This is a genomic window from Sulfurimonas sp., from assembly GCF_047622445.1.
Classification (GTDB): domain Bacteria; phylum Campylobacterota; class Campylobacteria; order Campylobacterales; family Sulfurimonadaceae; genus Sulfurimonas.
The window spans coordinates 1-13,114 of sequence record NZ_JBLHOE010000008.1 but is presented as its reverse complement, the minus strand read 5'-3'; the positions used below and the strand labels follow the sequence as shown (position 1 = coordinate 13,114).

The following is a 13,114-nucleotide window of genomic DNA, read 5'->3' as shown; positions in this document are numbered from 1 at the left end:
TTAGGCAGTGATTTGGTAATATTTGTCGTTTGATACATAAGTATTTACCATTTTGTGACGCATATTTAACTCTTTAGCTTCGTATGCTTCTTGTGGCAAGTTTTTATCCATTTTTGGAGTTTGATCTATGCTTATAGCTTGTTTAGGAAATAGAAAATACATTTTGTTACTATTTTCATAGGCATTTTTTGCACTTGTTAAAGAATTGTTTGCAGAAAATTTCTTCAGCGTTTCTTTGATTTCTTTTGCAGATACATCTTGAGGATTTTTTGTTTGTTCTTTTTGAAATTCTAAGTTTTGCTTATTTATATTTGCTTGATTCTTAGATATAAATTCAGCAGGAATAGGAGAGGAAGTAAAGTTTGCGGTAGGTGTTTTTTGCGCTAATTTTTGAGCAAAAGAGTCAGAACTAGAATTCGGTTTTTGGAGTTTCTGTTTTGCGTCCTTTACAGAGGAGTCTGTTTGAACATAAGTATTATACGATGATACAAACACAGGAACTCCTTAAGATTTGAACTAAAATTATCCACTACAATTATAAATCTTTTATACTTAAAATTTTATAAAACTCACTAATTACTTATATTTTTTGACTATAATAAGACAAATAATAGAAGAGAGGTAGAGATGATTCTGAAATATATATGTGCAATAGCCTTGTTATGTATAATAAGTACTTCTCTATCTGCTAATGAAGATAAATTACAAAAAGTAAGTTTACAGCTTCAGTGGAAACATCAGTTTGAATTTGCCGGGTTCTATATGGCTCAAGAAAAAGGTTTTTATAAAGACCTTGGGATAGATGTAGAATTTATAGAGTTTAATGAAAATATAGACGTTGTAGATTCGGTTACAAGTGGAAAGGCACAATACGGACTTGGGTATTCATCAATTATTGTAGACTATCTAAATGATAAACCTATTGTCTTTGTAGCAAATTTTTTTAAGCAAAGTCCCCTTGTCCTTATTACACAAAAAGAGATAACTTCTTTGTCTCAACTCAAAGATTCTAAGATTGAAGGACTTGCAAATAATATTGACAATATAACTCTCTATACAATGTTAGATAAATTTGGAATTTCAGATAAAGACATCCAAACACTGCCCCCAAGTTTTAGTGTGGATGCTTTTATTAACAAAGATGTAGATGCTATGAGTGTGTTTATAACAAATGAACTATTTCTTTTAGAAGAGTCTGGTGTAGAATATAATATCTTTAGCCCTGTTACGTATGGTGCAAAGTACTATGATGCAAATTTATTTACATCACAACAGGAGTCAGTAGAACATTCTCCAAGAGTTGAAAAATTTAGAGATGCTTCTATACGAGGGTGGGAATATGCGCTTTTGCATAAAGAGGAAGCTGTCCAACTTATTTTAAAAAAATATAACACACAAAATAAATCTAAAAAGGCATTGCTATTTGAAGCAAAACAAATAGAGCAAATTATGCTTACAAAAGTACATAAAATAGGAAGTATAGATAATGATAAAGTTGAGATAATTGCAGACAACTTTAAGCAATCTGGATTTGTAGACACGAAAAAAGTATTTGATATAGATAAGTTTATTTTTAAGGCAAAAGAAGAAAATAATATACTCTCTTTAGAAGAAAAAAAATACTTGAAAGAGAAAGAGTATATAACGGCATGTGTTGATCCAAATTGGATGCCATTCTCTGCTATTGTAGATGCAAAGTATATAGGGGTAGATGCAGATTTTCTAGAACTTTTTGGACAAAAATTGGGAATTCCAATAGAAATATACCATACTAAAAGTTGGAGTCAATCAGTAGGATTTGCAAAAGCAAAAAAGTGTGATATCTTAAGTATGCTTGTTCAAACGAGAGAGAAAAAAAAATTCTTGAATTTTACAAAGGCATATACTAATTTTACAAATGTCCTTATAACTAGAACTAATAAACCAATACTTACAGATATGAAAAATTTAAAGAATGAAAAGATCGCGATTGTAAGAGATTATGGGGAAGTTGAACTTATGAGAGATAAGTACCCGAATCTTGAAGTCTTTGAAGTAGAAAATATGAAAGAAGGTTTTGCTAAGGTTTCTAGCGGTGAAGTATATGGTTTTATTGATAATGCTTTTACCATTGATTATTTTTTTCAAACTGAAGATAATTTACATTTCAAAATAGGAAATTATTTTAATGAAAAAAAGTCTTTGCATTTGGGTGTAAGGGATGATGACGTAAAACTTCATAGTATTTTGCAAAAAGTAGTGCAAAGTTTGAGTGAAGAAGAGAAACAAAAAATTAGAGATAAATGGTTAGGTTTAGAATATGAAGAAAGGTCTGACTATACTGTTGTTTACCAGATTTTAGGGATAAGCTTCATTGTTTTTTTATTCATTGCTATGAGAATATATTATGTGAAACAATCAAATACTCAATTGAAAATAAAAGTTGCAAAAGAACTTGAAAAAGCAAAAGCAAAAGATAAAGTGATGTTTCATCAAAGTAAGTTAGTTGCTATGGGCGAAATGATTGAAAATATTGCGCATCAGTGGAGGCAACCTCTTTCTCAAGTTAACTCTTGTGTACTTGTTATAGATGACATCCTTGATGTGAAAGATATTCATGATAAAGAATTAGAAGATAAGTTACTTGAAATAGAATCTTTAACTAAATATATGTCAAGAACTATAGAAGATTTTAAGAACTTTTTCGATCAAAACAAAGAAAAAGAATATTTTTATATCGAAGAAGTTCTAGATAGGTCCTTGGAAGTACTAAGTGGAAAGATAGCTTCAAATAAAATTGAAATTGTACGTGGCCTTGCTACTGAGCATAATTGTTATGGGTACCCAAGTGAATTACAACAAGTATTTATATCGATACTTAATAATGCGATAGATACAATACATGAAAAAGAACGTTCAAAAGGAAAAATAACTATCAAAATAAATGCAATTTCTTCTGTGAATACAATTACAATTAGTGATAACGCAGGAGGTATTCCTGAAGACTTGCATAATAAAATTTTTGAACCGTACTATACAACAAAACATAAGTCACAAGGAACAGGACTTGGACTTTATATATCAAAGCTTATTGTTGAAGAAAGTTTAGGTGGTGCACTTAGTGTGAAAAATAATTTTCATGGTGCTACATTTACAATTAAGCTTGAAGCTGTAGAGATTATTAGGGAGGGAAAGTAGAAGATGAATGATAAACATCCATATACTATTTTGTTTGTAGAAGATGAAAAAGAGATTCGAGATAATTATATGAAATATCTTCAAAGACATTTTTTAAACGTCTTTGAAGCAGTTGATGGTGAAGATGGCTATCGAGTATACAAAGAAAAAAAGCCACATATAATGATTGTAGATATAAATTTACCAAAATTAAATGGACTTGATTTAGTGAGAAGGATTAGAGAACATGATCAAGGGGTAAAAATAATTATGCTAACAGCATATTCTGATGTAAAGTATTTACTTGAAGCTGCAGAATTAAAACTTATAAAATATTTGGTAAAACCAATATCAAGGGGTGAATTAACTCAAAGTTTAGATTTAGCACTCGGCGAATTTACACAGTTTGAGATAATACAAAAACAAGTCATACAATTACAAGAAGGTTATAGTTGGGAGACAGTGTCTCAGTCTATGTTAAATGATGTAGGTGAAGTATATTTGACCAATAAAGAAAAAAAAATTGTTGCATTACTCATAAGTAATCCCAATAATGTGTTTACTTATGACGATATTATATGTGAAACTTGGGATGATTATTCTCAAGATAAGGTAGATCCTTTAAAAACGATGATAAAAAATATAAGAAAGAAGTTACCAAAGAATGTCATTAAAAATGTTTTTGGGGTTGGATATAAATTTTAATAATAAATTTTAATAATAAATTTTAATAATAAAGTAAAAAACTCACTACTTACTCATGAGTTTAAGATATCATTACTGTTATAAATAGTTCTAATTATCAAAAAGGAAAATAAATGCTACAAAAAAGTTTTATATATATAATATCTTTAAGTTTTGTTTCTATCTCGAGTCTTTACTCGAATACTTTACAGAGTGATATAGTAGAAAGTTTAAACACAAATCCTGTAATCCTCGAGAGACTTAAAAATTTCAGAGCGACACAACAAGATTTAAATATTGCAGAAGCTGATTATTACCCCCAAATTGACCTTAGATTATCAGCTGGATACAACAGAGCTGGTGAACTAAAAACAAGTGGTTCTAGTGATTGGAATCATGGAGTACAAGATAGTGATTATAGAAACTATGAGAGCTCTCTTACTTTTACACAAAATCTTTTTAATGGTTTTGGAACGACACATCAGGTTGACTTTGAGGACTCCCGTATTTTAGCGGCTGCATATAAGTACTTAGAAAAATCAAATGACATCGCTTTTAAAATGGTAAATGCTTATGTAAAAGTACTGAGAACAAATGAACTCGTTGGAACAGCAAGAGAAAATGTACAAATAAATGATAGTATTTACACAAAGGTGCAAGCACTTTTTGATTCAGGTCTTACAACCGACTCTGAAGTTAAAAAGATCCAAGCTACACTTTCTTTAGCAAAGTCAAACTTAAGTGTTCAAAAGAATAATGCTCGTGATGCAGAATATGAATATAGAAGAGTATTAGGTAGATTACCAGATGTAGTGAACATGCAAAGACCAACTCTTGATATAACTATGCCTGAGAGCATAGAAAGAGCAGCCTTGTATGCGATAGAAAATAATCCATCCTTACTTGTAAGCCGTTACAATATTAAAGGTGCAGAATCACTTTATAAACAAAGAAAGAAAGATTATTATCCTAAAGTAGACTTGGAAGTAAGTCAAGTATTCAATGATCATGATGAAACTGGCAATGGCTTTGATCAAGCTGATGACCGCTTTAATGCTCGTGTTGTCATGACATATAATCTATTTCGTGGCGGAGCTGATAGTGCAAATGCACAAAAACACATTAGTAAGATTGCACAAGAAGTTGAGATTCAAAGAGACTTAAAAAGACAAGTTGTTGAAGGATTGGATCTTTCTTGGAATGCATACCACATGGTTCAAAATCAGTTAAAAGATTTAAAAGATTATTCAAAGTATTCTGAAAAAACATTAGAACTTTATAAAGAAGAGTATGATTTAGGGAGACGTTCATTACTTGATTTACTTTCTGCTCAAAATGATGTAATAAATTCTCGCTCTCAAATCATTTCAGCTGAATATGATCAGTTGTTTGCTAAGTATCGTATACTTGATGCTATGGGTCTTTTGGTTGTTGCTGTCAATGGAACAGCTGATGAATTTACATCAAAAGTAAACCTTCATGAAGATGCGAAGGCACAAGAAATTTTAGATACTGTGCCTATAAATCTTGATGTTGATAGCGATAATATTACCGACAATATAGATTTATGTGATAATTCACTTAAAGAAAATAATATCATGCCCTATGGATGTAAGAAAATTAGAAGAGATGATGATAAAGATGGCGTATATAATGATAAAGATGAATGTCCTTTCACTCCATTAGATGCAAGTGTAATGAGTAATGGCTGTCAAGTTAAGGTAGCTAGAGATACTGATAATGATGGGGTAGATGATAGTATTGATGCAGATAATCAAACACCTGAAGGTTATGAGGTAAATGAGAGTGGTGAAGCTACAGCATTAACCTTGTCTGTAAATTTTAAGAAAAACAGTATTGAATTACCAAAAGACTTAGATGAAAAAATTATAGAATTTTCAGAGTATTTAAAAGATAACCCTGATTTAAAAGCACACATGGTTGGACATACAAGTAGAACAAAAGTAAGTGGCAGAGTTTATAACGTGAAACTGTCTAAACAAAGAGCTTTAAGAGTATTGTTAGCACTAGAAGAGAAAGGAGTAAATACTAACAGATTAACTTCAACAGGAAAAGGTTTTTCTCAGCCAATAGCAGATAATGCAAGCTTAGAGGGTCGATTCGAAAACCGTAGAGTAGAGATTGAGATAATCAGAGAAAAAGTAAATGCAGGAGTCTAAATGAAACATTATTTATTAAGTCTATTATTCGTTAGTTCATTGATTGCAGGAACATATGATGATCCATATGTAGTTTCAAACAAAGTGAAAGGTGCAACAGAAAAACAAGATCGATTTATGAACGGTGAATTTCTTGAGATTAAAAGATTTGACAGCTTACAGTTTCATTCTGGAATGTTAAGCAAAGATTCTCAGCATGATTTTCAAGATATTGTAAGTACCATTAATAAGTACACTGAAGAAAAGAAAAATATAGTGATTAAAATTATTGGGCATTCAAGTTTGAAAACTGATATCTACAATAAAGCGCTTGTAGATGCACAAGCATACCTGAAGTCAATTCAGGAGAGTGAAATATTTGCCAAAACAGTAGTGAAAAACTTGGAAGACAATAACATCAGTAAAGATTTACTACATCTAGAATACAGGGCTTCTCATGATTCAAGCTACACAAATACAACACAGGAGAGTAAAGACTTATCCAATCGTGTTATGGTTACAATGTATGTTCTTGCTCGAAAAGATGAAGATAGTGACAAGGATGGTGTATTTAACTCAAAAGATGACTGTCCAAATACGCCGGTAGGTGTGAAAGTAGATGAAAAAGGTTGTCCATTAGATAGTGATAAAGATGGTATACTTGACTATTTAGATGAGTGTCCTGATACGCCAATTGGCGTAGAGGTAGATGAAAGAGGATGTCCTTTTGATAGTGACCAAGATGGCGTTTTAGATTATAAAGATAAATGTCCAGACACTATACATGGTTTAAAAGTAGATGCAGATGGATGTCCAATAAGTAGAGAATTAAGACTTAATTTTACAACTAAATCATCAAAAATTATATCTGAAGTATATTCTCAAGTAACAGAGTTTGCAGAATTTTTACAAGAAAATCCTTCATATAAAGCGCGAATTGTCGGACATACTGACAGTGTAGGTAAAGCTGGGGATAATATGAGACTTTCATTTGATCGTGCGCATTCTGTAAAGTCAGCACTCCAAACAGAAGGTGTACATTCGGAGCGTCTTGAAGCTGTTGGTCGAGGTGAATTAAGTCCACTAGAAACAAATAGAACAGCAAAAGGGCGTGCAACAAATCGTCGTATAGAGATAAAACTTTTTAACTAAACCTAAGAAAAGGTAAAATATTGGCTACTACATCCATCTTAATACAACAAGACTCTCTCTTAGATTCCCTTGTTTTATATACGAAACTGTTTCACAAACCATTTACAGCAGAAGCTCTCATGGCAGGGCTTCCTGTACATAATTCGCAAGCTGCGCAAGAACTTTTCTCTGTTGGAAGCTCTAAATCACTTTTTTCCCGTGTTGCAGCTCGTGCAGGATTGAAATCTACACTTATCCAACGCCCTGTAAAGCAAATGCTTCAACTACAACTTCCCATGATCTTGCTTCTTAGCAATGACTATACCTGTATACTTGAAAGCTTCTCGGAGGATAGAAAAGATGTGAAAATCATTTATCCTGATGGAGACGGTGTTGAGGAATGGATGAGTGTTGAAGAGCTTGAAAGTGAGTATTTAGGCTTTGCTTTTATGCTAAAACGTCAGTTCCAATACGGTGAACAAAGTTCTAGAACACTTCAAGTTAAACAAAAACATTGGTTCTGGAGTACTGTCAATTTATCTCGTGGTATTTATACGGATGTTTTGTGGGCATCATTACTGATAAATATTTTCGTTTTAGCTACACCTCTTTTTACAATGAATGTATATGACCGAGTTATTCCTAATAACGCGCAAGAAACCTTGATGGTTTTTAGTGTAGGTATTATCTCTATATATATACTTGATTTTTTTCTGAAATTTACACGTGGGTATATGCTTGAAATTGCAGGTAAAAAGAGTGATATTATTATGTCTTCTATTATTTTTGAGAAGGTACTTGATTTGAAAATGGCAGTTCATCCAGCATCTGTAGGTTCTTTTGCAAATAATTTAAAAAACTTTGAGTCAGTTCGTTCCTTTTTTACTACCGCCACAATGACAGCTGTGATAGATCTGCCTTTTGCTATTATTTTCTTAGTTGTTATTTATTATATAGGTGGGAACTTAGTGCTTGTTCCTGCAACTACTATGATACTTATGCTTGTATATGCACTTCTTATAAGAAAACCTTTGCAAGAGAGTATAGAGAGTTCTCATGAAGCTGGAGCAAAAAAGAACGGTATTCTTATTGAGACACTACAAAATATTGAGACAGTTAAAACAATGAGTATGGCTGGAAAGATGCAATGGGAATGGGAGGAGTCAACGGGTGAAATAGCAGAAAAAAATCTTAAATCAAGACTTTTATCTTCTTCTATCCCAAATATCACAAACCTACTTATTCAGTTAAATACAGTATTTGTAGTTGTATTTGGTGTGTTTATGATTCAAGAGTTTGAGCTTACTATGGGTGGATTAATCGCAGTTGTTATTTTAACTTCTCGTACAGTTGCACCTATGGGGCAAGCTGCGGCACTAATATCGAATTATTCAGATGCTAGAACATCTTATGATACTTTAAATGACATACTTTCTCAACCAGCAGAACGTCCATCAGGACAACAGTTCTTGGAACGTCCTGAGTTAAGTGGTAAGATTGAATTTCAAGATGTTACCTTTACTTATCCTGGTGCAGATTTTCCAGCTCTTGAGAAGGTAAGTTTTAAAATTAATCCTGGTGAAAAAATAGCAATTATTGGACGTATTGGTTCGGGTAAAAGTACTATAACAAAATTGATGTTGCGACTCTATGAACCAGATAGCGGTACGATACTAATAGATGGAATTGATATTTCTCAGATTGACCCAGCAGACTTAAGACGCTCTATGAGCTATGTGCCTCAAGATATTCATCTTTTTAAAGGTACACTCAAAGAAAATATCATTTCTTCAGAGAGACATCCTAGTGATGAGGATGTTATCCGAGCATCTATCGTAAGTGGTACATATGAGTTTGTACATGCACATCCAAAAGGCTACGAAATGCCAATCGGTGAACGTGGAGCTGGACTTTCTGGTGGACAAAGACAAAGTGTTGGAGTTGCCCGAGCCTTATTAGGTAATGGAGATATTATACTTATGGATGAGCCTAGTAATTCTATGGATCAAACAAGTGAAGGACAACTCATCAATCATCTAAAAGAGGAACTCAGAGATAAAACAATGATTTTAGTTACTCAAAAATTAACCTTACTTGATTTAGTAGACAGGATTATTGTTATGCATAAGTCTAAGTTAATTTTAGACGGTCCAAAAAATGAGGTTACAAATAAGTTAAGAGGAGGCTCTCATGTCTAAAAGGTTAGAAAAACAGCTAACAGAAAAAGATTATGAGTTTATGCATTCTCTTAGTTCTGCAGTGCTTCAATCGACTCCAAACAAGATTAGAACTATTATGTATTTTTGGGTAGTAGCTATTGCAATGTTTATTACTTGGGCGTATTTTGCACAGATTGATGAGATAGCACGAGGGGATGGAGATATTGTACCAAGTGGCGAAAACCAGATGATCCAAAATCTGGAGGGTGGTATAGTTGAAGAAATTTTAGTAAAAGAGGGTCAAATTGTTGAAAAAGGACAACTTCTTATCAAAATTGACAATCAAAAATCACAGTCCTCTTTTAGTACAAATACGATTAAAGCCGATGCTCTTGATGCTAAAATCCTTCGTTTAACTGCAGAAGCAAATGGAAAGAAGTTTAAAGTAACAAAGATTATGATGGAAAATATTCCACAATTTGTAGAAAATGAACAAAGTTTATACAACACCAATAAACAACAATTGAATTCAAAGTTAAATGCTTTAAAAGAACAATTAATACAAAGAAAGCAGGAACTCTCAGAAGCAAAAAGTTCTCGTAACTCTTTGAAAAAGTCACTTAGTTTTATCAATAAAGAAGTGAAAATAACAAGACCAATGGTAGCCCGTGGTGTGCGCTCTAAAGTAGATTTTTTAAAGCTTCAACGTGAGGCAAATGAAGCGAAGGAGAGATATGATTCTGTACGATTATCTATCCCAAGGTTAAATTCTGCAATTAAAGAGGTACAAAGTACAATTAAAGAGACAACCCTACTTTTCCAAAGTGATGCAAAGTTAAAGCTTAATGAATCTGTATCGGAGCTACGTGGATATAGGGCAAATTCTTCAGCATTACAAGATCAGGTAAAAAGAACTTTGGTTCGTTCACCAATGAAAGGAATTGTTCAAGAACTATTTGTGCATACAGTTGGCGGTGTAATACAGCCTGGAGCAGATATTCTTGAGGTTGTTCCAACTGATTCTACCTTATTAGTAGAAGTGAAAATTAAACCTTCAGATATTGCGTTTATTTACTTTGGACAAAAAGCCATTGTTAAATTTTCTGCGTATGATTTTGCGATATATGGTGGTCTTTATGGTGAGGTAGTGCATATAAGTGCAGATACTATTACTGATCAAAAAGAAAATGTTTTTTATACTGTAAGAATTAAAACGAATAAAAATTATCTTGAAAGACAAGGTAAGCAACTTAAAATCATTCCAGGTATGACAGTAAGTGTTGATATTATAACAGGTCGAAAATCTGTACTTGATTATATACTTAAGCCAATCCTTAAAACAAAACAATACACCTTTACGGAGCGATAAATGCAGATTGTATTACATAGTGATGACATATTACTTACAGAACATTGGGAAAAATCTATCAAAGAAAAGTGTATTCTTATTGATGACATTGAGGAACTTAAAAGTGTTACAGGGGCTATAATAATTATAAATTATTCAGCATGTAACTCTCAATGTGAAGATATACTTAAACAACTTACACAGACTAATAAGGTTCTTATTCTTCACCGTACACCAAATATAGATACAGCAAAATATATTTTAACACATGGTGCAAAAGGCTATGGAAATGCACTTATGCGAGATCATTTTATTATTTCAGCTATAGAGACTATACGAGAAAATATGATTTGGTTGTATCCTGAGTTTACGACAATGCTTATAGCCGAGATTCCTTCAAAAAAAAATAATAACCTTCTTAAATTAGATATACTAAGCTCTCGGGAGAAAGAAGTAGCACTTTTACTAAAAGATGCTCTTGCATACAAAGAGATAGCTATAGAACTCGATATTACTCCTCGAACGGTAAAGGCACATGCTTCTCATATATATAAAAAACTAGCTGTTAAAGATCGACTTGGCTTAGCCCTCTTACTTAAATAATTATCATAAATCCTTATCTATTGTCCCTATGGACAATTGTAATATTTCCTAATTTTCCCTATACTAATCACAATAAAAAAATATTTCTTCAAGGAGCGCTATTATGGACGCTATTATTGGTAAAGTACAAGGTTTAGAAGGTAAGTTTTTCGCAAAAGATACAGAAGGCAATGTTGTGGAACTACAAAATGGTAATACAATTACTGAAAATATGACTGTATTTGGTGATAAAAATAACCCTGCAAGTGCGTACATCAATGTTGTAATGATAGATTCTAAAGAAGAAATAATTATCGCAGGAAACTCAGAGCAAACATTTGATGCATCTCTTCATAGTGATGAAACAATGGAAGCTGCTTTGGCAGAAGAAAATGTTAATGGTTCCGAAGGAGTTTTAGCTGCACTTGAAGATGATAAAACAGATACTGAGAATGAAGAAGATTTAGCAATTCTTGATGAAGATACTGCCGCGGGTGAAGAAGATGGACTGACTACAGATGGTATAGAAGGTCAGTTTGCTGCTAGAGATGCTGGAGAAACGGATATAGTTGCTAGTCTTCGTGATGCTGCTTTTGATGAAAATAATAATACGGTGGCTAATGAAGGTATCATACCTTTATCTGAAATAAGTATAAATGATGTGACTGTAAATGAGGATGCTGGAGTGATTACATTCACAGTGTCTATCAATCAACCTTCTTCATCAGATATAACATTTGACTTTAGTTCACAAGATAATAGTGCTACTTCTGAAAGTGATTTTACGCCAGTAATTGAAGGAAAAGGAATCATTCCAGCTGGTCAAACAAGTGTTGAGATAAGCCTAGGTATTACAGATGATTTTATATCCGAAGAAGATGAAACATTTGATCTAGTATTGACAAATGCAAGTACTAATGCTGTATTCGCAGATGAAGAGGGAATTGGAACGATACAAGATGAACCTATTCTCGGTAGTAGTGACACAGTATTCGTACAACTGAGTGAGAGTGATGCAGTAGATGAAGCTACAGGCGCAACACTTGATCATACAGTAACACTTGTAGATGAAAATGGAGTAGCAATTACTGCTGCAGCTGGAACAAGTATTACAGTAGATCTTACTTATACAAACAATGATACAGAGTCAGAAGACTTTGGAGCTGAGCTAGTAACACAAGTTACAATTGGCGAGACAGGTACAGCACAGATTTCAAATGAAGTTATAGATGATGTCTTAGCAGAAGGAACCGAAGGTGTAGAAGGTTACACACTGAACATTTCAAATGTAAGTGATGTAAATGGAACTTATGAAGGTATCGCAGCTACAAACGATACCGTAACTGGAACAATTACAGATGATGATGATACAGTATTCGTACAACTCTCAAACAGTGATGCAGTAGATGAAGCGACAGGCGCAACACTTGATCATACAGTAACACTTGTAGATGAAAATGGAGTAGCAATTACTGCTGCGGCTGGAACAAGTATTACAGTAGATCTTACATATACAAACAATGATACAGAGTCAGCAGACTTTGGAGCTGAACTAGTAACACAAGTAACAGTAGATGCGACAGGTACAGCACAGATTTCAAATACAGTATTGGATGATTTCTTAGCAGAGGGTGTTGAGAGTTATACATTAAGTATCTCAAACGTAACTGATGTTAATGCAATATATGAAGCAATAGAAGCTACAGCTGATACAGTAACTGGAACAATTACAGATCAACAAGGTGTTGATACTCCTCCAAGTGCAGAAGATGATACAGTATTCGTACAACTCTCAAACAGTGATGCAGTAGATGAAGCGACAGGCGCAACACTTGATCATACAGTAACACTTGTAGATGAAAATGGAGTAGCAATTACTGCTGCGGCTGGAACAA

General features: G+C 33.1%; 9 protein-coding genes. 8 read left to right on the top strand and 1 reads right to left on the bottom strand.

Features of this window, described 5'->3' with window-relative positions; genetic code table 11:
• Positions 1-495, bottom strand: a complete 495-nt coding sequence (locus tag ACI9TV_RS03045) for a hypothetical protein (RefSeq protein ID WP_415249284.1) — start codon at positions 493-495, stop codon at positions 1-3.
• Positions 496-627: 132 nt separating this feature from the next.
• Here ACI9TV_RS03045 and ACI9TV_RS03040 point away from each other — a divergent pair, with 132 nt between their 5' ends.
• The 8 genes from ACI9TV_RS03040 to ACI9TV_RS03005 form a co-directional block, all read left to right on the top strand.
• Positions 628-3,177 (top strand): ABC transporter substrate-binding protein, encoded by a 2,550-nt coding sequence (locus tag ACI9TV_RS03040; protein ID WP_415249283.1) that lies wholly within the window; start codon positions 628-630, stop codon positions 3,175-3,177.
• Positions 3,178-3,180: 3 nt separating this feature from the next.
• Positions 3,181-3,861 (top strand): response regulator transcription factor, encoded by a 681-nt coding sequence (locus ACI9TV_RS03035; RefSeq protein WP_415249282.1) that lies wholly within the window; start codon positions 3,181-3,183, stop codon positions 3,859-3,861.
• A 113-nt stretch (positions 3,862-3,974) separates the two neighbouring features.
• Complete coding sequence (locus ACI9TV_RS03030) at positions 3,975-6,020, top strand: TolC family outer membrane protein (RefSeq protein ID WP_415249281.1); 2,046 nt, start codon at positions 3,975-3,977, stop codon at positions 6,018-6,020.
• Complete coding sequence (locus ACI9TV_RS03025; protein ID WP_415249280.1) at positions 6,021-7,151, top strand: OmpA family protein; 1,131 nt, start codon at positions 6,021-6,023, stop codon at positions 7,149-7,151.
• A 17-nt stretch (positions 7,152-7,168) separates the two neighbouring features.
• Complete coding sequence (locus ACI9TV_RS03020; RefSeq protein ID WP_415249330.1) at positions 7,169-9,328, top strand: type I secretion system permease/ATPase; 2,160 nt, start codon at positions 7,169-7,171, stop codon at positions 9,326-9,328.
• Positions 9,321-10,658: an HlyD family type I secretion periplasmic adaptor subunit gene (locus ACI9TV_RS03015; protein ID WP_415249279.1), complete on the top strand. Its 1,338-nt coding sequence runs from the start codon at positions 9,321-9,323 to the stop codon at positions 10,656-10,658. The genes ACI9TV_RS03020 and ACI9TV_RS03015 overlap by 8 nt, the downstream gene beginning before the upstream one ends.
• Positions 10,659-11,240, top strand: a complete 582-nt coding sequence (locus ACI9TV_RS03010; RefSeq protein ID WP_415249278.1) for a response regulator transcription factor — start codon at positions 10,659-10,661, stop codon at positions 11,238-11,240.
• Between the two features lie 103 nt (positions 11,241-11,343).
• On the top strand, positions 11,344-13,114 hold a 1,771-nt coding region (locus ACI9TV_RS03005), incomplete at its 3' end, for a hypothetical protein (protein ID WP_415249277.1).

Coding starts and splice junctions, on each gene's coding strand:
- ACI9TV_RS03040 (WP_415249283.1), top strand. CDS start 628: ATGATTCTGAAATATATATGTGCAATAGCCTTGTTATGTATAATAAGT.
- ACI9TV_RS03035 (WP_415249282.1), top strand. CDS start 3,181: ATGAATGATAAACATCCATATACTATTTTGTTTGTAGAAGATGAAAAA.
- ACI9TV_RS03030 (WP_415249281.1), top strand. CDS start 3,975: ATGCTACAAAAAAGTTTTATATATATAATATCTTTAAGTTTTGTTTCT.
- ACI9TV_RS03025 (WP_415249280.1), top strand. CDS start 6,021: ATGAAACATTATTTATTAAGTCTATTATTCGTTAGTTCATTGATTGCA.
- ACI9TV_RS03015 (WP_415249279.1), top strand. CDS start 9,321: ATGTCTAAAAGGTTAGAAAAACAGCTAACAGAAAAAGATTATGAGTTT.
- ACI9TV_RS03010 (WP_415249278.1), top strand. CDS start 10,659: ATGCAGATTGTATTACATAGTGATGACATATTACTTACAGAACATTGG.